At 46.1% G+C, this 25,623-nt stretch carries 23 protein-coding genes; 20 read left to right on the forward strand and 3 right to left on the reverse strand.

Annotation, left to right across the window (positions count from 1 at the left end; genetic code table 11):
- Positions 1-233: 233 nt before the first annotated feature.
- Positions 234-1,754 carry a succinyl-CoA:acetate CoA-transferase ScpC gene (locus tag CSV76_RS06035; protein WP_085428034.1) on the reverse strand — a complete coding sequence of 507 codons (1,521 nt, stop codon included), beginning with the start codon at positions 1,752-1,754 and terminating at the stop codon, positions 234-236.
- Positions 1,755-2,185: 431 nt separating this feature from the next.
- Here CSV76_RS06035 and CSV76_RS06040 point away from each other — a divergent pair, with 431 nt between their 5' ends.
- The 11 genes from CSV76_RS06040 to CSV76_RS06090 all read left to right on the forward strand — a co-directional run bounded on the left by CSV76_RS06040 (position 2,186) and on the right by CSV76_RS06090 (position 14,646).
- Positions 2,186-5,860 (forward strand): nitrate reductase subunit alpha, encoded by a 3,675-nt coding sequence (locus tag CSV76_RS06040; protein ID WP_085428035.1) that lies wholly within the window; start codon positions 2,186-2,188, stop codon positions 5,858-5,860.
- A complete protein-coding gene (narH, locus tag CSV76_RS06045; RefSeq protein ID WP_085428036.1) occupies positions 5,850-7,466 on the forward strand; it encodes a nitrate reductase subunit beta in 1,617 nt (538 codons plus the stop codon). Before CSV76_RS06040 ends, narH begins: the two co-directional genes overlap by 11 nt.
- Positions 7,459-8,028 carry a nitrate reductase molybdenum cofactor assembly chaperone gene (narJ, locus tag CSV76_RS06050; RefSeq protein WP_085428037.1) on the forward strand — a complete coding sequence of 190 codons (570 nt, stop codon included), beginning with the start codon at positions 7,459-7,461 and terminating at the stop codon, positions 8,026-8,028. The genes narH and narJ overlap by 8 nt, the downstream gene beginning before the upstream one ends.
- Positions 8,021-8,716, forward strand: coding sequence for a respiratory nitrate reductase subunit gamma (gene narI / locus CSV76_RS06055; RefSeq protein WP_085428038.1), 696 nt, complete (start codon positions 8,021-8,023; stop codon positions 8,714-8,716). Before narJ ends, narI begins: the two co-directional genes overlap by 8 nt.
- A 30-nt stretch (positions 8,717-8,746) precedes the next feature.
- Positions 8,747-9,226 (forward strand): GAF domain-containing protein, encoded by a 480-nt coding sequence (locus CSV76_RS06060; RefSeq protein ID WP_085428039.1) that lies wholly within the window; start codon positions 8,747-8,749, stop codon positions 9,224-9,226.
- A complete protein-coding gene (locus CSV76_RS06065) occupies positions 9,207-10,289 on the forward strand; it encodes a sensor histidine kinase (RefSeq protein ID WP_085428040.1) in 1,083 nt (360 codons plus the stop codon). Before CSV76_RS06060 ends, CSV76_RS06065 begins: the two co-directional genes overlap by 20 nt.
- Positions 10,270-10,920, forward strand: a complete 651-nt coding sequence (locus CSV76_RS06070) for a response regulator (protein ID WP_085428041.1) — start codon at positions 10,270-10,272, stop codon at positions 10,918-10,920. The genes CSV76_RS06065 and CSV76_RS06070 overlap by 20 nt, the downstream gene beginning before the upstream one ends.
- Before the next feature lie 18 nt (positions 10,921-10,938).
- A complete protein-coding gene (locus CSV76_RS06075) occupies positions 10,939-11,469 on the forward strand; it encodes a hemerythrin domain-containing protein (RefSeq protein ID WP_099624989.1) in 531 nt (176 codons plus the stop codon).
- Positions 11,470-11,537: 68 nt separating this feature from the next.
- Complete coding sequence (locus CSV76_RS06080) at positions 11,538-13,049, forward strand: MFS transporter (RefSeq protein ID WP_099624990.1); 1,512 nt, start codon at positions 11,538-11,540, stop codon at positions 13,047-13,049.
- Between the two features lie 43 nt (positions 13,050-13,092).
- Complete coding sequence (locus CSV76_RS06085) at positions 13,093-14,112, forward strand: ThiF family adenylyltransferase (RefSeq protein ID WP_099624991.1); 1,020 nt, start codon at positions 13,093-13,095, stop codon at positions 14,110-14,112.
- 12 nt (positions 14,113-14,124) lie between these two features.
- Complete coding sequence (locus tag CSV76_RS06090; protein ID WP_099624992.1) at positions 14,125-14,646, forward strand: MogA/MoaB family molybdenum cofactor biosynthesis protein; 522 nt, start codon at positions 14,125-14,127, stop codon at positions 14,644-14,646.
- A gap of 672 nt (positions 14,647-15,318) precedes the next feature.
- Here CSV76_RS06090 and moaC read toward each other — a convergent pair.
- Complete coding sequence (gene moaC, locus CSV76_RS06100; RefSeq protein WP_099624994.1) at positions 15,319-15,810, reverse strand: cyclic pyranopterin monophosphate synthase MoaC; 492 nt, start codon at positions 15,808-15,810, stop codon at positions 15,319-15,321.
- Positions 15,811-15,876: 66 nt separating this feature from the next.
- Here moaC and CSV76_RS06105 point away from each other — a divergent pair, with 66 nt between their 5' ends.
- Genes CSV76_RS06105 through CSV76_RS06135 form a run of 7 tightly spaced genes read left to right on the forward strand, consistent with a single transcriptional unit; the run spans position 15,877 to position 20,834 of the window.
- On the forward strand, positions 15,877-17,133 hold the full coding sequence (locus tag CSV76_RS06105) for a molybdopterin molybdotransferase MoeA (protein WP_099624995.1): 1,257 nt from the start codon (positions 15,877-15,879) through the stop codon (positions 17,131-17,133).
- Positions 17,130-17,600 (forward strand): molybdopterin-guanine dinucleotide biosynthesis protein B, encoded by a 471-nt coding sequence (gene mobB, locus CSV76_RS06110; protein WP_158232741.1) that lies wholly within the window; start codon positions 17,130-17,132, stop codon positions 17,598-17,600. Before CSV76_RS06105 ends, mobB begins: the two co-directional genes overlap by 4 nt.
- Positions 17,597-18,043 carry a molybdenum cofactor biosynthesis protein MoaE gene (locus CSV76_RS06115; protein WP_099624996.1) on the forward strand — a complete coding sequence of 149 codons (447 nt, stop codon included), beginning with the start codon at positions 17,597-17,599 and terminating at the stop codon, positions 18,041-18,043. Before mobB ends, CSV76_RS06115 begins: the two co-directional genes overlap by 4 nt.
- Positions 18,040-18,273, forward strand: a complete 234-nt coding sequence (moaD, locus tag CSV76_RS06120) for a molybdopterin converting factor subunit 1 (protein WP_085428051.1) — start codon at positions 18,040-18,042, stop codon at positions 18,271-18,273. Before CSV76_RS06115 ends, moaD begins: the two co-directional genes overlap by 4 nt.
- Positions 18,270-18,839 carry a molybdenum cofactor guanylyltransferase gene (mobA, locus tag CSV76_RS06125; protein WP_099624997.1) on the forward strand — a complete coding sequence of 190 codons (570 nt, stop codon included), beginning with the start codon at positions 18,270-18,272 and terminating at the stop codon, positions 18,837-18,839. Before moaD ends, mobA begins: the two co-directional genes overlap by 4 nt.
- Positions 18,836-19,855, forward strand: a complete 1,020-nt coding sequence (gene moaA, locus CSV76_RS06130) for a GTP 3',8-cyclase MoaA (RefSeq protein WP_198166157.1) — start codon at positions 18,836-18,838, stop codon at positions 19,853-19,855. Before mobA ends, moaA begins: the two co-directional genes overlap by 4 nt.
- A gap of 13 nt (positions 19,856-19,868) precedes the next feature.
- On the forward strand, positions 19,869-20,834 hold the full coding sequence (locus CSV76_RS06135; RefSeq protein WP_099624998.1) for a 2-hydroxyacid dehydrogenase: 966 nt from the start codon (positions 19,869-19,871) through the stop codon (positions 20,832-20,834).
- 174 nt (positions 20,835-21,008) lie between these two features.
- On the opposite strand, the gene CSV76_RS06140 is transcribed toward CSV76_RS06135, so the two are convergent.
- The gene (locus CSV76_RS06140; protein ID WP_099624999.1) at positions 21,009-21,890 is read right to left on the reverse strand and encodes a TetR/AcrR family transcriptional regulator; all 882 of its coding nucleotides are present in this window, start codon (positions 21,888-21,890) and stop codon (positions 21,009-21,011) included.
- Positions 21,891-22,064: 174 nt separating this feature from the next.
- Between CSV76_RS06140 and CSV76_RS06145 the strand changes: the two genes are divergently transcribed.
- Entirely contained in the window at positions 22,065-23,567 is a 1,503-nt protein-coding gene (locus CSV76_RS06145) for a DHA2 family efflux MFS transporter permease subunit (protein WP_099625000.1), read from the forward strand.
- Positions 23,568-23,647: 80 nt separating this feature from the next.
- The gene (locus CSV76_RS06150; RefSeq protein WP_099625001.1) at positions 23,648-25,501 is read left to right on the forward strand and encodes a tetratricopeptide repeat protein; all 1,854 of its coding nucleotides are present in this window, start codon (positions 23,648-23,650) and stop codon (positions 25,499-25,501) included.
- The last annotated feature ends 122 nt before the right edge of the window (positions 25,502-25,623 follow it).

The following is a 25,623-nucleotide window of genomic DNA, read 5'->3' on the forward strand; positions in this document are numbered from 1 at the left end:
ATGGAAGTCATTTCTGGAATGCTCAATGAACATGGCTGAGTGCTCTATCAGGCAACTTAAGCGCTCTATGCCAGTGCGTGACCGCTCTATCAGCCGTGTTATCCGCTCTAAGCCGCCCCGCGACCGCTCTATCGGGCATGCTATCCGCTCTAAGCGACCCTAGCCGACCCAGCCGACCCACATAAAAAAACCGAGCGGGTCTAACCCCGCTCGGTCTCTTCACATCTATAAAATTACTTCTGAGCTTCTGCAGTCTTGTGCATAGTCTTGTTTTTCGCAAGATTTACGTGCCAAGATAGAGCTTCTTCCAAGATGTGTGGAGTTTGTCCGCCAACTTGTTCACATGCTCTGTTGTAATAATCGCGTAGCTCTTCCTTGAAATCAGGGTGAGCACAGTTCTCGATCAACAGCTCCGCTTTTTGTCTTGGAGCCAAGCCGCGAAGATCCGCGTAACCTTGTTCCGTAACAATTACGTCTACATCATGCTCCGTGTGGTCTACGTGAGAAGAGAAAGGTACGATGGATGACACGTCTCCGCCTTTTGCGTAAGACTTCGTAACGAAAATCGCGATGCGCGCGTTACGAGCGAAGTCACCAGATCCACCGATACCATTCATCATGCGCGTACCGCTAACGTGTGTGGAGTTAACGTTTCCGTAGATGTCTAGCTCAAGCGCTGTGTTGAATGAAATAATACCCAAACGACGGATTACTTCCGGGTGGTTGGAGATTTCCTGTGGACGGAATACCAACTTGTCACGGTATTTACCGATGTCGTCTTGGAAGCTGTCCAAACGTTTTTTAGATAGAGTCAATGAAGTAGCAGAAGCGAATTTCACTACGCCGTCATCGATCAAGTCGAAGATTGCGTCTTGAAGTACTTCGGAATATACTTCGATATCTTTAAACTCAGAAGTTCTCATACCGTCAAGTACTGCGTTTGCAACTGAACCAACACCTGATTGAAGAGGCATTAGCGTTTCATCCATGCGGCCTAATTTGATCTCGTCACGGAAGAAGTTCAACAAGTTGTTGGCAATTTCTTGTGTCTCTTCGTCTGGAGGAACGATAGGGGATGGAATATCACCTTTCTCCGTAAGAACGATTCCGACAACCTTTGCAGGATCTACTTTGATTCCTGGTGTACCGATTTTATCTGTTGCACTGTATACAGGGATTTCTTTACGTTGGTTTTGAGCATCAGGAATATAAATGTCATGCAAGCCTTCAAACTCCATAGGTGCATTCACGTTTAATTCGATGATGACATGCTTCGCTTCTTGAACGAAAATCGGAGAGTTACCAACAGAACCAGTCGGGATGATATATCCTTCTTCTGTGATAGCAGCTGCTTCGATGATCGCGTAGTCTACAGGTCCAATTACGCCTTGGCGAATCCATTCAGATGTATGAGAAAGGTGCTGATCGATGTAGAAAGAATCACCTGAGTTGATTTTACCACGCATTGCTGGGTTGCCTTGATATGGAACACGCAAATTGATAATGTCTGCGTTTGCCATCAATTCATCAACGTTTGGGCCCATGGAAGCGCCAGTGAAAACGTTTACTTTGAAGTCTTCAGTCTTGCCTCTTTCTGCCAATGCCAATGGAACCGCTTTTGCGTCTCCGGACAAAGTAAATCCACTCAGACCTAGAGACATTCCGTCCTCGATCCAAGATGCTGCTTCTTCTGCTGTAACAATTTTGTCTTTCAGTGCTTCGCAACGAAGTACCTTGTTTAATTCGTTTGCCACGGTATCATCCACCTTACCTTTCAATTTGTATATAATTCTATCATTTATATAAATAAAATCAACACAATATTATGAGAACTATACTGATTTATCCACTTATTCAATAAAACCACTTTAATTGATGAAAAATTACAAAAACCATACAGCGCGTGGAATAGACGGTAGCTTAGAGTTTTCCCTTACGTGGAAATACAAAAAGAACATTGTTATGGAGAGAATAGGGAATTCCCCGATAGAAACCTACTAAAAAACACGTATACTTATATAATATAAAGGAATTTTATGAGAATTAGGTAAAAGCTCACATATTACACAAAAAGAATAGGGAATACCCTTAGTTTAAATTCAGATTACTTAGTTTATTTTAGGGTAAGAAGATTAGTAGGTTTACTACATGTACTCTACATTCTGAGAAGGAGTGGAAATGTTCGATGAAAAAGAGATTCGGATTGAATTATTTTAAACCCGTCGAGAGTTATTCCGGAAGTTGGTCAGTGCTAGAAGAGAAAAATCGTGATTGGGAAAACATGTACCGTCAACGCTGGTCGCATGACAAAGTAGTGCGCACGACACACGGCGTAAACTGTACAGGCTCATGTAGCTGGAAAGTTTTCGTCAAAAACGGCATTATCACATGGGAAAATCAGCAAATCGATTATCCTTCTTGTGGTCCAGATATGCCTGAATTTGAACCTCGTGGTTGTCCACGTGGCGCATCGTTTTCTTGGTATGAATACAGTCCACTGCGCGTGAAGTATCCTTATATAAGAGGGAAACTGTGGCGTATGTGGAACGAAGCACTTGAAGAAACGAAAGACCCGGTGAAAGCATGGACGTCAATCGTCGAAGATCCGGCGAAGTCCAATGAATACAAGAAAGCGCGCGGCAAAGGCGGTCACGTTCGAATTCATTGGCGTGATGCGACGATGCTGATCGCAGCTCAACTCATCTATACGGTACAAAAATACGGTCCGGATCGCGTAGCTGGATTCACACCGATTCCTGCTATGTCGATGGTTAGTTATGCATCGGGCGCACGCTTCATTTCATTGCTCGGTGGCGAAATGCTCAGTTTCTATGACTGGTACGCAGATCTTCCACCGTCCTCTCCACAAATATGGGGGGAGCAGACGGACGTTCCAGAATCAAGTGACTGGTTTAACGCGGGCTACATCATTATGTGGGGCTCGAACGTTCCGCTGACACGGACACCGGATGCGCACTTCATGACAGAAGTTCGCTATAAAGGAACGAAAGTCGTTTCCGTCGCGCCGGATTATGCGGAAAGTGTAACGCACGCAGACGACTGGATCGCAGCGAACCCGGGAACAGATGCAGCGGTTGCTCAAGCGATGACACATGTCATTTTGGATGAATTCTATCAAAAACGTAAAGAACCGACATTTATAAACTACGCCAAACAGTACACGGACATGCCGTTTTTAATTCTATTAGATCCGCATGAAGATTCATATAAGGCAGGACGTTTCTTGCGTGCAAGTGATCTTGGACAGCAGTCGCCACATGCTGAGTGGAAACCCGTGCTATTTGATGAAGCGAAAGATGAAATTATAGTTCCGAACGGCACGATGGGGCAGCGCTGGGAAGAAGATGTCAAGTGGAATCTGCAACTGGAAAATGCGGATGGCACCCGTGTTGAACCTGCATTATCCATTGAAAAGCATGCAGAGAAATGGCAAGAAATTCATTTCCCTTACTTTGATAACCGAGGAAACGGCACATTCAAGCGCCCAATCCCTGCGATGAAAGTTCAATTCGCAGACGGCACAGAGCGTTTAGTTGCGACAACATACGATGTCATGCTGAGTCAGTACGGTGTCAATCGAATCGACAGTGAGCTAGAAGCGACAGGGTATGACGACGTGACGTCTATCTATACGCCGGCTTGGCAAGAAGCGATCACGAACGTTAAACCTGAACTCGTTACGCAAATCGCAATGGAATTCGCACAAAACGCCATCGACACAGGCGGTCGTTCCATGATCATCATGGGAGCGGGAATCAATCACTGGTTCAACAGTGATACGATCTACCGCGCGATTCTTAATCTTGTAACATTGACGGCTTCACAAGGAGTCAACGGCGGAGGCTGGGCGCATTACGTAGGACAAGAGAAATGTCGTCCGATTGAAGGCTGGAGCACGATTGCCTTTGCGAAAGACTGGCAAGGTCCGCCGCGTCTGCAAAATGCGACTTCATTCTTCTACTTTGCGACCGATCAATGGAAGTACGAAGAAGCGGGTACGGATACACTCATGTCACCACTTGGTGGAGAAGCGCGTTACCAGCATCCGGCAGACTATAACGTACTTGCAGCGCGTCTCGGCTGGTTGCCATCGTATCCACAGTTCAATAAAAATAGTTTAATGCTTGTGGAAGAAGCAGCGAAGCTTGGGAAGACCGATACAAAAGAAATCGTTTCGCATGTTGTCGATCAGTTGAAATCAGGCGAACTACAATTTGCGGCAGAAGATCCAGGCGCACCAGAAAACTTCCCACGTTCATTATTTGTCTGGCGTTCGAACTTGATCTCCAGTTCGGCAAAAGGGCAGGAATACTTCATGCGACACTTACTCGGTGCTTCAGACGGCTTGCTTGCAACGCCGAACGAAGATATGAAACCGAAAGAAATGGTTTGGCGCGATGATGTGGAAGGAAAGCTGGATTTACTCGTAGCACTCGATTTTCGTATGACGGCGACACCGCTCTATGCAGACATCGTGTTACCAGCTGCTACTTGGTACGAGAAAGTGGATCTGTCTTCAACAGACATGCACCCATTCGTCCACCCGTTCAATCCAGCAGTCAATCCGTTATGGGAATCAAAATCGGATTGGGATATTTACCGCGAGATCGCGAAAACATTCTCAACACTTGCGGAAACGCATTTGCCGGGCGTCTACAAAGACTTGGTCACATCACCGTTAGCACATGACTCCGTTCAGGAAATTGCGCAGCCGATGGGTGAAGTACATGACTGGAGTAAAGGTGAAATTGAAGCAATCCCTGGTAAGACGATGCCAGGCATGACGATTGTCGAACGTGACTTCACAAAAATCTATGATAAATACATTACACTCGGACCGCTATTATCCACAGGGAAAACCGGCGCACACGGCGTCAGCTTCTCGGTAGCTGATGAGTACGAAATGATGAAAGGGATCAACGGTGTATATGACGACGATACCGTAAAAGACGGTTTGCCGAAATTGTACACAGCGAAACACGCAGCAGAAGCGATGTTGACACTGTCTTCCGCAACGAACGGCCGTGTATCTCAAAAAGCGTTTGAAGCGGCAGAGCACGATACGGGCATGGAGCTAAAAGACATCTCGGCAGACCGCGCAGCGGAGCGCTTCACATTCGCAAGTATTACCGCGCAACCGCGTGAAGTCATTCCGACACCAGTCTTTAGTGGTTCCAATAAACTCGGTCGACGCTACTCGCCATTTACAACGAATATCGAACGACTTGTACCATTCCGTACATTGACGGGCAGACAGCATTTCTACGTCGATCACGAATTATTCCTTGGATTTGGTGAAGCATTGCCAGTCTATAAACCAACACTTCCGCCATTCGTCTTTGCGGATCGGGATGCAGAAATTAAAGGCGGACAAGATGCACTCGTCCTTCGTTACTTAACACCGCACGGTAAGTGGAATATCCACTCGACGTACCAAGACAATCAACACATGCTGACATTGTTCCGCGGAGGTCCGACTGTCTGGTTATCGAATCTCGACGCAGAAGAGCATGGAATCGACGATAATGCTTGGCTTGAAGTGTACAACCGAAACGGCGTCGTCAATGCACGTGCCGTCGTCAGTCACAGAATGCCTAAAGGTACGATGTTCATGTACCATGCACAGGATAAGCATATTCAGATGCCTGGCTCGGAAATTACCGAGCAACGCGGAGGAAGCCATAATGCACCGACGCGAATTCACATGAAGCCGACTCAAATGGTAGGCGGCTACGCACAGCTCAGTTATGGATTCAACTACTACGGACCGATCGGTAATCAACGTGATGTCTACGTCGCAGTCCGTAAGATGAAGGAGGTCAACTGGCTTGAAAATTAAAGCACAGGTTGCAATGGTGATGAACTTAGACAAGTGTATTGGGTGTCATACGTGTAGTGTGACGTGTAAAACGACATGGACGAACCGCGAAGGTGCCGAGTATATGTGGTTCAATAACGTTGAAACAAAACCGGGGATCGGCTACCCGAAACGTTGGGAAGACCAGGAACTCTATAAGGGCGGCTGGCAGTTGCGAAAAGGAAAGCTTGAACTGAAATCGGGTTCGAAGCTTTCGAAAATTGCACTAGGGAAGATCTTCTACAACCCGGATATGCCTGAAATGAAAGATTACTATGAGCCTTGGACATACGACTATGAAAAGTTAACATCTGCACCGGATCAAGAACATACGCCGGTTGCACGTGCAAAGTCTGTCATCACGGGTGAATACATGGATCCGGAGTGGGGCCCGAACTGGGAAGATCAGTTAGCAGGCGCTCATATCACGGGACCAACTGACCCGAATATCGAGAAAATTGAAGAAGAAATCAAATTTAACTTTGAACAAGCGTTCATGATGTACTTGCCACGACTATGCGAACACTGCTTGAATCCAAGTTGTGTAGCATCTTGTCCTTCAGGTGCCATGTACAAGCGTGACGAGGACGGAATCGTTCTTGTCGATCAGGATGCGTGTCGTGGTTGGCGTTACTGTATGACCGGTTGTCCGTACAAGAAAGTCTACTTCAACTGGAAAACGAATAAAGCAGAGAAATGTACATTCTGTTTCCCACGAGTGGAATCTGGTTTACCAACAGTCTGTTCGGAAACATGTACAGGCCGAATCCGTTATTTAGGTGTTTTGCTTTACGACGCAGACCGCGTACAGGAAGCGGCATCTACACCGGATCCAAAAGATTTATACCAAGCGCAGTGTGATTTGTTCTTAGATCCACATGATCCTGAAATCATTGAGCAAGCAATCAACGATGGCATTTCTGAGGATTGGATTGACGCAGCACAGAACTCACCTGTTTATAAGTTAGCGATCGAGTACAAGTTAGCATTCCCATTGCACCCAGAATACCGGACGTTGCCGATGGTATGGTATGTTCCACCGCTTAGCCCGATCATGAACTACTTTGAAGGGAAAGACTCTATCAAAAATCCCGACATGATTTTCCCCGCTATCGAAGAAATGCGAATTCCGCTTCAGTATTTGGCGAATATGCTAACGGCTGGAGATGTAGATATTGTCAAAGGAGGTTTGCAACGTATGGCGATGATGCGTTCATACATGCGTGCAGTTTCTTCCGGCAAAGACTTCGACGAATCCAAACTAGAACGCGTTGGATTGACTGCCAAACAGACGAAGCAAATGTATCGTTTGCTGGCCATTGCAAAATATGAAGATCGTTTTGTAATTCCGACTTCACATAAAGAGAGTCAGATGAACGTGTACCGTTCCCAAGGTTCTGCAGGATATGACGGCATGGGTACGTATGGCGAACAAGCACCTGCCCAAAACCCATATTCCTCATTCTCCGTAATGGGCTCGGACGGAGGTTGTGACGGTTGCGGTCCTGTAACACCAGGAGCAGCTCCAGTGAAAACAGGCAAGCAAATCTATGAAGAGAATTTCTATGGGGGGATCTGGCGTGATTAATCTTGATCTCTTATATGAAAAGAAGCATATCTTCGGCTTTTTCTCCCATCAACTGAACTACCCGGAAAAGCTGACATTCCATCCAGATATGTGGAATGAGTATGTCACAGAAGATGCTGCAGGTTACGAGGACCTGCAGCTCTACTGGGAGACAATGCAAACGTACAGTTTGGATGAAATACAAGAGATGTACACGTACACATTCGATTTCCAAAAAGACGCTACGTTGTTTATGACTTATGTGAAATTTGCAGACTCGAAAGAGCGCGGTCAGACACTGGCGCAGTTAAAAGTGTTATACGAAATGTTCGGGCTCGAAATGCCGGATGAAGAACTATCTGACTTGCTTCCGTTAATGTGTGAATTTATTTATGCAGCTGAATGGAAGGGAGATCCGCGAGCGCAACAGAGCTTCACGATGTTGCTTGCGGTCATCGAGGACGGTTCGTATTTCTTGATGAAAGCACTTGAGAAGTATGAAAGTCCGTGGCTTCATTTGATCCGTGCACTGCGTGAAACATGTAAATCATGTATTCAACGGGAGGTTTCCGCTAATGACTAGTCAATTTTTGTGGGTCATTTTTCCTTACATCTGTATCGCAGTATTTATTGTAGGACATATTTTCCGCTATAAGAACGATCAATTCGGCTGGACCGCGAAGTCGAGTGAGTTCATCGAGAAGAAGCAATTGATGATCGGTAGTTTGCTGTTTCATATCGGAATCTTCCCCGTCATTTTAGGGCATGTGGCGGGACTTGGGATTCCTAAAGAATGGACACGCGCAATGGGAATCAGTGACCATATGTACCATATTGGTGCTGTATGGGGTGGCGGATTCTTTGGAGTCGTGACGTTCGTTGGAATGATTATTTTAACATCCCGTCGTTTCACGATAAAAAACGTACGCAAGCTATCTTCTAGATCGGACTTAATCGTCAACTCGTTGTTGCTGTTCATCGTATTCCTCGGTGTCTACAGCTCCTTGATCACGAACACGATGACGCCGGGATTTGATTACCGTGATACGATTTCAGTCTGGTTCAGGTCCTTACTGATTTTCCAACCGGAAGCCGCGTTCATGGCGTCTGTTCCCATTATGTTTAAGCTTCACGTTTTGACAGGATTCCTCATTTTCGCGATGTGGCCATTCACGCGCCTTGTGCACGTTTGGAGTGTGCCGTTGAATTATGTGGGCAGAAGTTATATTCTATATAGAAAACATCAGCCGACCAAACAGTCACCTCGTTAAGCGAATGATGAATAATAGGAGATCATATCTATGACGGGACAACCAAATAGTAATTTCCAACTAGCGATCGACGAATTGAAAGAAACGCTTCATGCCGATTTCATTGCTCTAGCGTTAGTGGATTTACAGAAGAACCACCACGAATTAAAGTGGCGATATGTCACGGGGAATATAAGTTTACGCTATCGTAGAATTGTTCTTCATTCAGGTAAAGGTATAGCAGGGAGCGTTTTCAAAACAGGTAAGCCTCTGAGAATCGAAAATGTGGAGACGTCCGTAAAGTATCAGGATTTATATAACTATCCCATAATCGTATTTGAAAAGCTGAAGAGTTTTGGCGCGATTCCTTTGTTTCAAGAGGATCATGTGCAAGGTGTGCTACTGATCAGCTACCGTGAAGTGAATCGGTTGACGGCTGAAAAGTTTGAGGAATTTAGGCGCGTAGTAGGACCTCAATTCGGACCGTTTCACATGAAGGAGCGATTGAAAGATGACTATATTGAACAATGACGAGTTAACCACTATGCTTCACAAACTATACGACTGCACGACGGAAGCTATGTTCTTTTTCGGCGCACGCGGTGAGATATTGTCAATGAACGAAGCGGCGAAAAGCATTATGGAGCCAGCGATCTATAGCAAAATGCAACGGGGCGAAGCAGATGCGATGTGTCTTACATGTCGAGGGTTTACAAGTGAAGACGAGCAAATGACATGTGTCTCGTGCTTTATGGAGAAACCACAGCAGACATTATCTTCATTCCAGCTGTATTTGGAGACGAAAGATGTAGGGTTACAACCGTATAGTGCGACGTATCAAATACTTGATAGGGAGCAAGAGATTTCTGTGCTAATGCTGCGTAATTTGACACGTCAAACGCAAACCTCAGAAGTTCTCCATCAAAAATTACGCATGCAACAAGTGATTTTAGCGCAGGAAAATGAACGCAAACGAATTTCACGCGAGTTACACGACAGTGTGGCGCAAGAAATGCTCAGTACGCTTGTCGACTTACGTGTACTGAAATACATGGGCATGAACGACAAAGCCCTCGATAAGTTGCGGCATACAGAAGGCTCATTAATGCGTTTACTCGATGAGATTCGTCATCTATCCGTTGAACTGCGACCAGCTGTACTCGATGACTTCGGATTGGAAGCAGCTTTTCGGACGCATATGAAGAATTTAGAGAAGAATTACGGATTATATATTCATTTGGAATCGAATTTGAAGAAAAGTCGCTATGACGGTGCGATTGAAACTGTTGCTTACCGTATTGGCCAAGAAGCGATTTTGAACGCCATGAAGTATGCGCAAGTAGAAGATGTCTTCTTGTATTTGGATGAAGTTGATAATCAGCTGCAAATAAAAGTCTGCGATGAAGGCGTGGGCTTCGATGTCAATGACTTTACACCGCAAGGCACGGGCCTCGGCTTATATGGCATGAGAGAACGGGTAGAACTAGTCGGCGGCAGTTTGACTATCATTTCCAGTCAACAAGACGGCACGACAGTTCAGGCAACTATTCCATTGAAGAAGGAGAGAGCAACGAGTGAAAATCATAATAGCTGATGATCATGCAGTCGTCCGCACAGGTTTCATGCACATATTGAATTTCCAGGAGGATATGGAAGTCGTAGCAACAGCTGCAGATGGATTGGAAGCGTATGAACTGGTTGCTAAACATAGACCGGATATTATTTTACTGGATCTAAGCATGCCTCCTGGACAAAGTGGATTAATTGCGACAGGCAAAATTCATGAAGACTTCCCTGAAACGAAAATTGTTATTTTGACGATGTATGATGATGAGGAATATATGTTTCATGTATTGAAAAATGGTGCATCGGGCTATATTTTAAAAAATGCTCCTGATGAAGAATTACTACATGCCATTCGTGAAGTGTATGATGGCGGCACGTACGTCCATCCATCGATGGCTACTTCGCTCGTGCGAGAGTTTGTGACAAAAGGGCCGAAAGAGGCAGATGAAGATGATCCGTTTAAGATTTTATCTAAACGCGAAATCGAGATCTTGCCACTTGTCGCAAAAGGGTACGGCAATAAGGAAATTGCAGAAATGCTTTATATTTCCGTCAAGACTGTAGAAGCGCATAAAGCGAAAATGATGGACAAGTTGCAATTGAAGAGTCGTCCTGAACTCGTCGAATATGCGTTACGCAAGAAGTTTTTAAGTTTCTAACGATTGAGGTGAAGGATGATGGTCAATACAGGACTTACGCATACGCTACCTGCACTCCGCGTGCTTGAAAATGAACATCGCTTCCTAACGACTTTGATGGAGGAGTGGCATGCGATTGTACTGGACTTCGAGAATGATAGATTCACGCGTGACGAAGGTCTAGAAGCGCTTAAACGATTGCGTGTGTTAGTCGTCGAATTCATTGATCCGCTGAAGAATCATACGGAAAAGGAAGAGGAATTCCTATTTCCGATGCTTGCGAAATATGTAGGCAGTGATCAAGGTCCGGTTCAAGCGGTGCAAGAAGAACATGACGAAATCGATGCGTTTATCGGACATTTTCTTCATCATACAAGAGGCGATCTATCGAAATTTACACTCGCTATGATGCAAGATGTCGTAAAAGATGCAGGCGAAGCGTTTGAAGTCATCATGATTCATTTTGTAAAAGAAGAAAACGTCATTTTCCCGATGGTATTATCGGTGTTACTTGCAAAAGAGCAAGATGAATTATTCGATCAATTATATACATCGATTCTACCGGAATAATAAAAGTAAAATCTTATAAAAGAGTAAGTGGGTAGTTTTGCAACTAACTTTAGATTGGATGGATTCCTATGACACAAAAGATTCAGTTGCCCTTGCAAACGGCAAATCTAGTTGTCGGCTTCATGGTGTGGGTTCTCATATCTTCCTTGCTACCATTTATCAGCGAAGATATTAATATTCCACCAGAGCGTGTGGCCATCATCACAGCAATCCCTGTAGTACTCGGTTCCATATTGCGGATTCCGCTCGGCTACTACGCCAACGTCTATGGTGCGCGTATGATGTTTTTCATCAGTTTCATCGTCTTACTATTTCCTGTCTACTACATAAGCGAAACATCAACAGTGACAGGACTTTTGATCGGCGGAACGTTACTTGGGATAGGGGGAGCGATTTTCTCTGTTGGTGTTACATCGCTACCGAAGTACTATCCTAAGGAAAAGCACGGACTCGTCAATGGTATTTACGGGATGGGGAACATCGGGACAGCGATCACGACGTTTTCAGCACCGGTCCTCGCGATGAAGTTCGGCTGGTCCATGACCGTCAAAATGTATTTGATTTTATTACTTGCGTTCATCGCGTTGAATTTCTTCTTCGGTGACCGTAAGGAAGTCAGAGTGAAAGCGCCGATTGTCGAACAGATTAAAGGTGTCTATAAAAACGAGAAATTATGGTTCTTCTCGTTGTTCTATTTCATCACATTCGGTTCATTCGTTGCATTTACGGTGTTCTTGCCAAGTTTCCTCGTTAATTACTTCGAGTTAGATAAGGTAGACGCGGGACTTCGAACAGCCGGTTTCATCGTTGTTGCGACGTTGTTACGCCCTGTCGGTGGTTGGTTAGGTGATAAATTCCAACCGTTATTCTTATTGATGGGTTGTTTCGCTGGTTTGACGATCTCATCCATCGTACTAGCATTTTCACCAGGTATTGGACTGTACACAGTCGGTAGTATTATGATTGCGGCGGCTGCAGGTCTCGGGAATGGTGTCATCTTTAAACTAGTACCGATGTATTTCAGTAAGCAAGCAGGTACTGTGAACGGGATTGTATCAATGATGGGTGGTCTTGGTGGATTTTTCCCTCCATTACTACTCGCAACGATTTTCTCGATGACAGGTTCGTATTCAATTGGCTTCATGGCATTTTCACAAGTGTCGTTAGCCAGTCTCGTATTAGCTTTCTGGCTTTACTACATGGATCGCACAAGCTTGTCTAAAGAAGTATTTGATTCAACAGGACAAGGCATTCTCGTGACCAATTCCAAGGGGCTCATTGTTTCGGTCAATCCGGCATTTACGAAACTAACAGGGTATAGTGAAGAGGAAGTGCTTGGTCAAAGTCCGAATATCTTAAGCTCGGGCAGACACGATCGGGAATACTACGACGACATGTGGCGCACAATTGATCAACAGGGTGAATGGCAAGGCGAGATTTGGAATAAGAAAAAGAACGGTGAAGAGTACTTAGAGTTCCTATCTATCAGTTCTGTAAAAGATGGAACAGGCGACGTCGTTCGCTACGTTGGTTCGTTCAGCGATATTAGTCCAGAAGCAAGCGTAGGCAATCGGTCATAACCGGTTGCCTTGCTTCTTGTTTTAATGAAAGGAAGTAGATCCAGTGGAGAATCGATATTCGAGACAAACGTTATTTCAACCAATTGGCATGTCGGGACAGAGACAATTAGCTGACGCACATGCAGTCATCATAGGCTGCGGCGCGCTTGGCTCTTCCATTTCGGAGACGCTTGTACGTGCAGGAATTGGAAAAGTCACACTTGCAGATCGTGATTATGTCGAAGCGTCGAATTTGCAGAGACAGCAATTATTTGTTGAAGCCGATGCGAAAAACAGTGTGCCAAAAGTGGTCGCGGCAAAGCGACGTTTGCATGCTATTCGTGAAGATGTGGAGATCATAACGCTGCTCGATCATATCGACGGCCCGTTGCTCGAAGAAATCGCGGTAGGGGCGGATATTTTACTTGATGCAACCGATAATTTCGAGACGCGTTTGTTGATCAATGACGTCGCATGGAAACTGAATATCCCTTGGGTCTACGGCGCAGTCGTCAGCAGTTCAGGCAGCGTCTTTCCTTTTATTCCAAGCAAGACACCGTGTTTCCGTTGTTTACTGCCGGTCATGCCAGCGGTCAATGAAACGTGTGATACAGTAGGGGTAATTGCGCCCGCTGTACAGATTTCGGCTGCACATCAAAGTGCGGAAGCGATGAAATGGCTGACGGGGAATGAGTCGGCTATGCGCACGAAACTTCTACATTTTGATGTGTGGAATAATACATCAGTTGAAGCGGGAATCAGTCGGATGAAGAACCCGCAATGCGAGACATGCGGGGATCATCCAACGTATCCGGCACTGCATCAAGCAGCCGGTACACAGTATGCTGTGCTATGCGGACGCGATACGGTACAAATCATACCGGACGCGGGACGTCAGCTGACGGTGGCAGACGGTGTGAAAGTCGCGAAGCAGTTAGGATCCACATTCCGAGAGACACCATTCTTTGTGGAGTTTCAGGCGGAAGGATACCGCTGTATTTTATTCGGCAATGGCAGACTATTGATTCACGGTTTAAAAGATATGCAAGAAGGGCGAAAAATCTATCATTCATTATTCGGCTAGGGGGAATGGGAAATGGAAGAGGCTCATTTGCCGCAAAAAGCGCGTAATCAATCGATTGCAGTCGCGGTATTGACGATCAGTGATACGCGGACAAAAGCGGATGACAAGAGCGGTAAGGTGATTTGCGACAAGTTAGTGGAAGCTGGCCATACTGTAAAAGCGTATGAAATTTGCCCGGATGAAGCGGAGTGTATCGTAGAGCGGTTATCCGTTTGGTCGTCCGATTCATCAATTCAAGCCATGATCTTCACGGGCGGAACGGGCATTGGCGCACGGGATATTACGATAGAGACCGTGTCACCTTATTTCACGAAGCCATTGGACGGGTTCGGCGAGTTGTTCCGATTTTTGAGTTATACCGAAGACGTAGGATCGAAAGCATTACTCAGTCGTGCGACGGCTGGCGGAATCGGCTTGCAGGCGGTGTTTTTATTGCCGGGATCTTCAAAAGCTGTAGCGCTTGCGGTGGATAAGTTGATTATTCCCGAGTTGCCGCATATCGTGCATGAACTGGGGAAACACTTGGAGGCTTGATAGAGCGTTTGGCTTGTTGGATAGAGCGGAAACGTGGCTTGATAGAGCACTCAGCGTGCGGGATAGAGCGGAAACGCAGCCTGATAGAGCACTCAGCGTGCGGGATAGAGCGGAAACGCGGTCTGATAGAGCACTCACCGCGCGGCATAGAGCGGCACGCAGCCTGATAGAGCACTCACCGCGCGGGATAGAGCGGCCACGCGGCTTGATAGAGCACTCATCACGCGACATAGAGCGGCCACGCGGCTTGATAGAGCACTCACCGCGCGGGATAGAGCGGATACGCGGCTTGATAGGGCACTCATCACGCGACATAGAGCGGCCACGCGGCTTGATAGAGCACTCATCGTGCGGGATAGAGCGGAAACGCGGCTTGATAGAGCACTCATCGCGCGGGATAGAGCGGAAACGCGGCTTGATAGAGCACTCATCACGCGACATAGAGCGGTCACGCGGCTTGATAGAGCACTCATCGTGCGGGATAGAGCGGCCACGCGACTTGATAGAGCACTCATCGTGCGGGATAGAGCGGCCACGCGGCTTGATAGAGCACTCATCACGCGACATAGAGCGGCCACGCAACCAAATAGAGCACTCAAGCAACATCATTGAGCCCAAACACTCTCCAACACGCCCAATCCAACCCAACTCAATCAAAAAAACGCACGGAATTTACTCCGTGCGTTGGTAATCGCCATTTTTCCCACCAGATTTATGTTGCAGCATCGTCGGTCCGATGACCATATCCTTGCCAGCGGCTTTACACATATCATAAATGGTCAATGCAGCGGCGGAAGCGGCAGTCAAAGCTTCCATTTCGACGCCGGTGACGCCTTTTGTTTTGACTTCGGCTTGAATAAGCACATTATAGTGGGTAGATTCTTTATCGATATCCCAATCGAATCGCACATCCACACCCGTTAAGGGAAGGGGATGGCACATAGGAATGATGTTGGACGTGTTTTTTGCGGCCATGATGGCGGCGACTTGCGCAACTGCGAAGACGTCTCCTTTTTTATTCGTACCATGGGTGATTTGCTCGTGAATCGATGCGTTAACCTTAATTGATGATGTAGCGATTGCCGTACGTAATGTAGTTTCTTTGTCGGACACGTCAACCATTTTGGCGCGACCTTGTTCGTTGAAGTGAGTAAGTTCGGACATGTTGATCATCCTTTCATTTCGTTTCATTGTACTGATTAGTATACCAAAAGAAAGTAGGAGATGTACGTGGTAGAAATTCGAAAGCCTATTCAAGTAGCGGAAGCTGTAGAACGAGTGATGAGCAATGTACATAAGTTGGGGACGGAGACCTTACCGTTAGAAGATACATATGGACGTGTGTTGGCCGAGCCCATTATAGCAAAACACGACGTACCACCTTTTGATCGCTCGCCGTATGATGGTTTTGCGATTCGTGCGGAAGATTCTGCAGGAGCTTCAGGTACTGACCGCAAAGCTTTTGACGTTATTGGAGAAATTGGTGCGGGACATGTGGCGGATCGTCCACTTGAGCGGGGTGAGTCGTTTCGTATCATGACAGGTGCGCTTATTCCGGAACAAGCGGACGCAGTCGTGATGCTTGAGCAAACGGTAGAGAATGAGACGGGTTTTACGTTGCGTAAGCCGTTTGAAGCGGGCGAGAATATCTCACGTCAAGGTGAAGATATGAAACAAGGTGAGACGCTGATCGAAGCAGGAACGATCATTCATCCAGGAACGATCGCGTTGCTTGCGACGTTTGGCTATGCCGAAGTATGCGTCGCGAAACGTCCAATTGCCGGAGTGCTTTCGACGGGTACGGAATTGCTGCGTGTTACGGATGAACTGGAACTTGGCAAAATCCGCAATTCGAATGGACCGATGATCAATGCGCAGTTGACGCGGATGGGTATTGATTATAAATCATATGGCATGATGGAAGATGATTTGGCTGCATGTACCGAAATCGTCAAGAAAGCACTGGAAGAAACGGACCTCCTCATTACGACGGGGGGCGTGTCAGTTGGTGATTATGACTACTTGCCAAAAATATATGAGAGTCTCGGGGCGGAAGTGTTGTTCAATAAGGTGGCAATGCGACCGGGAAGCGTGACGACAGTGGCAGTGCTTGGGAATAAACTATTGTTTGGTCTGTCTGGCAATCCATCCGCATGTTTCACGGGATTTGAATTATTTGCACGTCCTGCTATTTACTCGATGATGGGTTGCACGGCTCCTTATATGCCACGCATTCAAGCAAAACTCGGAGATGATTTCAAGAAAGCCAATCCATTCACTCGTTTCGTTCGTGCAAGCTGGTCGATGACGAATGAAGGAATCATCGCCACGCCTGCTGGTTTCAATAAATCTAGCGCCGTGTCTTCGATCGCACGTGGTAACTGCATCATCGTTTTACCAAGTGGGACTCGCGGCTTTGAAAAAGGCATGTCAGTGGATGTATTGCTACTAGGAACGGAGCAAGGCGCGGAGTGTTGGGAGCTGTGAAGACGCTACATGTTGTTGGCTACAAGAACAGCGGAAAGACGACGCTTGTTTCCCATTGGATTACCGTGCTCAATCAGGCTGGTTTCGAAGTTGCCGTACTAAAACATCATGGTCATGGAGGCGCACCGGAACTACCTCCAGCACATACGGACACGGTGCAGTTTCTTGATTCTGGAGCTGTCTCAACCCTTGTCGCTGGTGGCAATATGATACAATTGATACAGAACAAAGAACATTCATTTGAACAGCTAAAGGCATTGGTCGCGTTAGGTGAACCAGATGTTTTATTAATAGAAGGCTATAAAAAAGAGGCCGGTGAGAAAGTGGTGCTCATCCGTAATGAAGAGGAACGGGAAGAGTTGAAATCGTTGCCTGGAATCATTCGGACGGTGAAAACAGCCGAGTTGTTCGAAGATATCACACGACTCGACGACTGGTTGCAACAATGGGTGGAGGCGAGAGAATGAAACGTTATGAAATCATAGACACGCCGATTGACGTGCAGAAATACAGCGATCTAGTGTTGCATCCTGCAGCGGGCGCGGTGACAGTGTTCACAGGACATGTGCGTGAATGGACGCATGGCGTTCGCACATTATACCTCGCGTACGAAGCCTATGTACCGATGGCGGAAAAGAAGCTGGCAGAAATCGGTGCAGAGATGGAAGTGAAGTGGCCGGGAGTTCAAGTCGCTATGGCGCATCGAATCGGTGAGCTGAAGATTTCCGATATTGCTGTAGTTATAGCCGTTTCGTCTCCGCATCGTAAGGAAGCCTATGAAGCGAATGAATACGCGATTGAACGCATCAAAGAAGTCGTGCCGATCTGGAAGAAGGAAATCTGGGAAGACGGTGAAGAATGGATCGGTGCACAGAAGAAATATCCGGAGAAAGGAAGCGAATCACAATGATTACAGTTCATTACTTTGCAAGATTACGTGAGTTGACAGGTAAAGGGGAAGAGTCTTTGGATCGTGCACCTTTGACGGTGGAAGAATTGCTTAACTGGGCAGAAGAAACGTATCCGGGATTTGGTAAAGAGACGATCCATGTCGCGGTGAATGAAGAATACGCATTGAAAGAAGATGTCATTCAATCAGGAGATGTCTGCGCGTTCATTCCACCAGTGAGTGGCGGATGAAAACGGTAGGAATTCTACTGGCAGGCGGCAAGTCTAGACGTTTCGGTTCACCGAAAGCATTCGCGACGCATGAAGGCCACGAGTTCTATCATTATTCGCTGGATGCGTTACGTCCGTTTTGCGATGAAATCGTAGTGGTAGCGCGACCGGAATTTGTGAGGTGTTTTCCGGATACGGTTCACGTGACGACGGATCTCGAAACATTTGCAGGGATGGGACCGCTAGCGGGTATTTTATCCGCCATGGATAAGATCGCTGCAGACCGATACGTCGTGCTGCCATGTGACATGCCGTTTATCGTGGCCGGTGTGATAGGAAAGTTGCTCGAATTACACGTAGGGGATATTTCTGCAGTCACAGTCGATGGGAAACGTCATCCGCTCGTTTCAATTTGGAACGCGAATGTTAAAACGTCGATCAGACAAGCGTTACTAGACGGTAACCGTCGCGTGATGCATGTCCAGTCGCAACATGAAGTACAGTGGATTGAAGGAGTCTTATTGACGGATACTCCAGAAATTGCTTTTAAAAATGTCAACACGCCATGTGAACTGGAAAGGGGATGAAGAAGATGAATGCCATTGTAGATCAACTCGGACGACCGATCCGTGATTTGCGTATTTCCGTGACGGACCGTTGTAACTTCCGTTGTACGTATTGCATGCCAAAGGAAATCTTCGGGGATGACTTTTTATTCCTTGCGAAGAATGAATTATTGTCATTTGAAGAATTGGAACGTTTGGCTCGGATTTTTGCGAAGCTAGGTGTGAAGAAGCTTCGATTGACGGGCGGTGAACCGCTAATGCGCCGGAATTTACCCGAGTTGATACAGAAGCTTCACGACATCGAAGGGATCGAAGACATCGGACTTACAACGAACGCAGTACTGCTCGGTCAATATGCGCAACCGCTTTATGACGCGGGATTGCGCCGGCTAAACATCAGTTTGGATGCACTTGACCCAGAACTGTTCGGGCAGATCAATGGCCGTGGCATTTCACCTGACCTCGTTCTTAAAAACATTCAAAAGGCGCAAGACATCGGCTTCACGATCAAAGTAAATATGGTTGTACAAAAAGGCGTTAATGAAAGTGAAATCCTCCCGATGGCTAAATATTTTAAAGAACGCAATATTACGTTGCGCTACATCGAGTTCATGGACGTCGGAAATGACAATGGCTGGAGCTTTGAAAAAGTGGTCACGAAGAAAGAAATTTACGATATGCTGGCTGCTGAATTCGATATGGAGCCTGCAGAAGAAGATTATTATGGCGAAGTGGCTAAACGCTACCGTTATACAGGAACGGATGCGCAAGTAGGATTTATCACTTCAGTTTCAGAGTCGTTTTGCTCCACTTGTACACGTTCTCGTCTATCGTCTGAAGGAAAGTTGTATACGTGTCTGTTCGCATCAGACGGCTTTGACCTACGGGAATTAATTCGCTCGGGTAAAACAGATGAGGAATTGTTTGAAGAGATCGCGAACGTTTGGAGAGGTCGTAAAGATCGCTACTCTGACGAACGTACGGAACAAACCGTGAAGAACCGCAAGAAGATCAATATGAACTATATCGGTGGCTAAAGGAGCGTTGTCCATGAAACCAGTAGTATATATTTGCCGCGAGATGCCGGAAGACGTAGTTGCGCCTGTTCGTGAACAGTATGACGTGCGGATGTGGGAGTCAACGAGTGAACCAGTCCCGCGGGATGTGTTATTGAAAGAAGTGGCAGAAGCAGACGCGCTGTGGGTCGTCATTTCCGATCAAATCGATAAAGAAGTATTTGACGCGGCACCGAAATTAAAACTGATCGTCAATATGGCGGTTGGATATAATCATATCGACGTACAAGAGGCGCAGGCACGCGATATTATCGTGACGAATACGCCGGGCGTGCTGACTGAAACGACTGCAGATTTGGCTTTCGCATTACTCATGGTGACGGGTCGCGATTTAATTGGTGCAGAAAACACGTTGCGTGAAGGACGATGGACATCATGGGAGCCTCTTGGTTTCACAGGTATGGATATTCACGGTGCCACTCTTGGTATCGTCGGTATGGGACGGATCGGTGAAGCAGTGATGCGACGCGCGAAAGGGTTCGATATGGACGTGCTCTATCATAATCGTACCCGTAAGTCTGAAGTAGAGGATATGTATGGCTGTCGCTATGCCGAGCTTCCGGATTTGTTGGCGACATCTGATTACGTGTTAATTCTGGTGCCGTATAGTGAAGAGACGAAGGGTATGATTGGTGAACAGGAGCTGTCTCTGATGAAGGAGACGGGGATTTTGATTAATGTGGCGCGCGGCGGGATTGTGGATGAGACTGCGTTGTTTGATGCGCTACGTACGAAGAAGATTCATGCGGCAGGGCTAGATGTCTTTGAGACGGAGCCTGTTCCGCTCGATCATCCGTTGCTGACGTTGCCTAATTTGACGGTGTTGCCGCATATCGGCAGTGCGACGGTCAAGACGCGTAAGGCGATGATGAAGCTGAACGTAGATGCTTTGCTTGCGTTTGCGCTAGGAGAAGAGCCTAATCATCAGGTTCGTGGTTAGTAGGGATGTGTAGTGATTCCTCCATAATAGACAAATAAAAATGTCCTCCACCACCGAAGCGGTTTCAATAACGTAATTTATTTACAACTAGAAACCACTCAACCTAATCCTTAACAACTGAAAAAGAGACTAGCAAAGCTATAATCGCTGACTTTGCTAGTCTCTTTTGTGCTGTTATTGAGATTTGTCGATGAACGACCAAATCGCCGCGGATAGTTCGATTACTTGTAGTTGCAGTTCGGAACCTTCGAACGCTTGGCGGAATGAGCGCACGACGGATTCTAGTAAATAGAGTCGTGGGTGGTCAGATGATAACTCGTCCAATAGAAATTGGCTGTAAAGCATTCTTTGATTTTCCTCTTCGGGTAACTCTTCGATGAATTTTTGCAAACTCTCGGTTAGCACTTCGCGTGTCATCGGATAAAACTCGGCGGCTGTTAACATGTCTTCTAGCAAGCTCTGTGACAGGAAGTGTGCGTCACGTTTTACGATGTCCGGCACGATGACTTCCATTCGTTGCATGACGAACTCTACTAGTTTCATCGTATCGATTTTCTCTGTAGTGGAACTTTTCCAGACGTTAAGCGCATGTTGGATGAAGCCGAAAAGTAACGATGCGCAATCATAAGAGTACGGTTTTACTTCCTCGCCGTAGACGTTGACCAAACGTTTCGCAATCCATGCGAGTTCTCGAAAATGCATGTGCTTGACGAATTGACGTAGCTCGTCATCAGGCGAATGAACAATCGTTTCAAATAACGGAAGCAAATTTTGTTGTCGGTTCATCGTCAAACGAATTTCAATTTGTGCAGAAAGTAGGGCGGGGTCTGCAAGATCTTTGCCGATCGCCAGCTCGTTTCTTCGTAAGTAACTTATATAATAAGCATCGCGCAATATCGCCATGAGACATTCATTTTTAGAAGAGAAATAATTATAGAACGTTCCCTTTGAAATTTGTGCTGCATCCAAAATATCTTGAATAGATGTCGCGTGAAAGCCTTTGTCGATAAATAGTTTTTTTGCGATAAGCAATACATGTTTTTTTCGGTCGTTCATAGATAATCACCTGTATGTTTGGATTTTTTTATACTGTGTGTATACTACATATACTATTCTTAAAACACTGTTATATCAAGCTTTTGAATCTATACGAATTAATTAGTTGTAATAAATGAACTGGCGGTATAAAATATAAACCTGACATATTTTCACGTGTTATAGGAGGGTAAAATGGTAGAATCATTAGAAATTAAAAAAATGCATGAGAAGCCACCTTATGGCATCATTGCAATTTTGTTCATTGGTGCGTTTGTTGCGATCTTAAATAATACTTTACTGAATATCGCATTGCCGGTCATTATGGAAGAGTTTTCGATTACTCCATCAGCTGTTCAGTGGCTGACAACTGGGTATATGCTAGTCAACGGAATTATGATTCCAGCCAGTGCGTTTTTCATTCAGAAGTTTACTAATAGAAGAATCTTCATTACAGCGATGGTGCTCTTCTCGTTAGGGACGTTTATCGCTATCATCGCGCCGACATTCTCTTTACTAGTCGTCGCACGTATGATCCAAGCATCCGGTTCCGCATTGATGATGCCGTTGTTAATGAATGTTATGTTAACAGCTTTCCCGATCGAAAAACGGGGAGCGGCACTAGGTATGTTCGGTCTGGTAATGTTCACAGCACCCGCTATTGGACCGACTTTGTCCGGCTGGGTAGTTGAGAATTATTCATGGCGGACGTTGTTTGAAATCGTTCTGCCGATTTCATTGCTGACACTAGTCCTTGCTATCGTCAAGCTGAAGAATATTACGCCGAACCGCGATGTCCGCATCAACTTCTTCTCGTTGGTATTGTCGACGATTGGTTTCGGTGGCCTGCTATACGGCTTCAGTTCAGCGGGTGAAAAGGGTTGGGGTTCTCCAATTGTCTATGGTACGATCGCGCTCGGAGCGATAGGGCTTGTATTGTTTATACTAAGACAATTACGTATGAAAGAACCAATGCTCGATTTTCGAATTTACAAGTACCCGATGTTTGCACTCGCTTCCGTCGTATCGATGGTGCTGTCTGTAGCGATGTTCTCCGGGATGATTTTGACACCGTTATACGTGCAAAATGTCCGTGGTATTTCACCACTGGATGCAGGATTGCTCATGCTACCAGGTGCAGTTTTAATGGGGATCATGTCGCCAATCACAGGTCGTTTATTCGATAAATATGGCCCGCGTGTCCTCGTCTACACAGGATTGATCATTTCTGTAATCGGAACGTATTTATTAAGCCAACTGCAGATGGATACAGGCTATTACTATTTAATGGCAGTGTATACATTCCGGATGTTCGGCTTGTCGATGGTGATGATGCCGGTTATGACAAACGGAATGAACTCGTTGCCGATGATCTCAAATCCACATGGTACGGCAATGAATAACACATTGCAGCAAGTATCTGGTGCGATTGGTTCAGCCTTGTTATTGACACTCATGACCAAGCGGTTGGATCTATCAGCAGCTAATCAAGTGAAGGACTTGGCTGCATCTGGCGTCGATGTATCTACTATGAAAGAAGAGATTGGACGTCTAGCGATGCTGGACGGCGTCAATCATGCGTTCTTTATCTCGACAGTTATTACATTGGTCGCGTTGATCCTATCGTTATTCATTAAACGGGTCATGCCACCGACTTCACCAGCTATTGGGGAAGTGAAGGAACAGTCTGAAAAGTAGAATAAGGAGTTTCGTGTGCTACTATGCATGCGGAGCTTCTTTTTAGTATGGTATAGTAAAAAGAAAAGGTTGTGTTCGATGTGATAGGGAATAAAGAAAAATGCCCATGCGGAAGCGGGGAAATCGTAGAGAACTGCTGTGGCAAAACAGATGTGCCGGGCACAAATCAAATACAAGAAGAGCTTAAGCAAATACTAAATAGCTATTATGAAACTACATTATCTCCTTTAGAGATTAAAACGCTTGAAGGCTTATTAAAAGAGTGGGGAGGACGTCTTGGTGAGTGGATGGAAGAAGAGGAACTCGTGACGAATGTCAGTGATTATTACTTCTTCATCGTCCGTAAAGATCTATGGAGACGTCATCTAGTAAAAGCATTGAACCGTACACAAAATAGAGCGGTACGAGCTATCTTGAAAAGCTGGCAGAATGCGTTCGTTACGTTTGCGGAAGTATCGAAGGCAGATAAAGAAGTCTACTATATGAAAGAGATTCTTGGGACTGGCGAGTATTTATTGGCAAGAGAAGCAGGCGAACCAGAAGACGTACGAGCTGTCATTGCGATTGTCCTAGAAGAGATGCGCAATGACGAGCGTTGGGTCATGCCGATATCTGCCATCGCGGTGAATGAACATATGAGTACCGAACTAAAAACACGTGTGCAGGAAATAGCAGAAACGAGCGAAGAAAAGAATAGCTTCGATTTCTTCAAAAAGCATCTCGTGGATATTTATGAAGTCGTTTGCAGACTCGACGTTCAGACATTATCAGATGTAGTCGAGCAGAACTTCACGCCATTACAACGTGAAGTAGTAGAAATACTGGATGCTAAACTCGAAAAGGAAGAGCTATATCCAGGTGCGTATGAAATGTTGCTGTCCTTGATGGCCTACTACTTTACCGATCAAGATCCGAAATTCCGTAAGCCGGAAGTACTCGCAGCGGCGGCGTTCCAGTTGGCTGTCGATACGAGCATGATGCCGAATACGTATACACAAGCGGAAGTCGGGAAAATGTTCGATGTATCCGTATCTTCTTTCCGAAAGCATACAGATATCTTGCAAGAGAAAATTGAAGATCTTGAGAAAATGATGGCAGAAGGACAGACAGAAGCTGCGTATCATATCGGTACTAATCCTCTTCCGTCCGAGCAAATGAACTGGCAAGTGCATATGTTAACGCAAAAGCATGACTTCGATTCGTTTGAAGAAGCACAGGCATATATTCAAGAAGCAATTCAGCAACCATTTGAGCCCGAAAATCAGCAGCAAGAAGCGCAAATGCTTTGTTATATGGCATATAACGCGGAAACGGTAGAACAGCGACGTGACTTTGCAGAAGGGGCATATGGCGCGGATCCGACGAATGTCGATGCGTTATTGCTTCAGACAGAGTTGACGGATTCGAAGGACGAGCAGGACAAGTTCTTCAAGCAAGCTATTTTCTCTGGCGAAAAGCAGTTCGACGGTCGTGCAGAAGATGCATGGAAGTTTGCGCCGAACCGCCCGTATTTGCGCAGTCTAATGCTGTACGGTGTGTGGTTCTATGAGCAAGGCCGTTTTGCAGAGGCGAGTGAGATGTTTATACGTCTGCTGTCGCTTGACCTCTTTGACCATCAAGGTGCGCGATACTTGGCGATTTCTTCTTTGATTCATCAGGGAGAGATTGATCAGGCGACACGATTGTTGGAGGCGACGGTAGAAGTTTCTGAAGGCGATGCGGCGTATTGGTATTTGTCTTGGTTGGTGGAGATGGAGCGTGCGCAAGGTGAGTCTTCGGAGCGTGCTTTGGAGTTGTTTGCGAAGGCAGAGCAGTTGAATCCACATGTGAGTAAGTTGATGGAGATGGCTGTGGAGAAGATGAGTTATCCGAAGAGTGTGGCGCTTACGCCAGGCAGTCATGAGGAAGCGCATTATATTTGGTATTTGTTGTAATGAATGTTGGCCGTCATGGCGAGTTGGAATTTCCGACTTGCTGTGGCGGTTTTTTGCGTTGGTGAGTGGGAAGGCACCGTTGATCTGCATTTTAGGCGGACGCTTTCCTGCGGGCATGGCTT

It is taken from the genome of Sporosarcina sp. P17b (genome assembly GCF_002743115.1).
Classification (GTDB): Bacteria; Bacillota; Bacilli; order Bacillales_A; family Planococcaceae; genus Sporosarcina; species Sporosarcina ureae_C.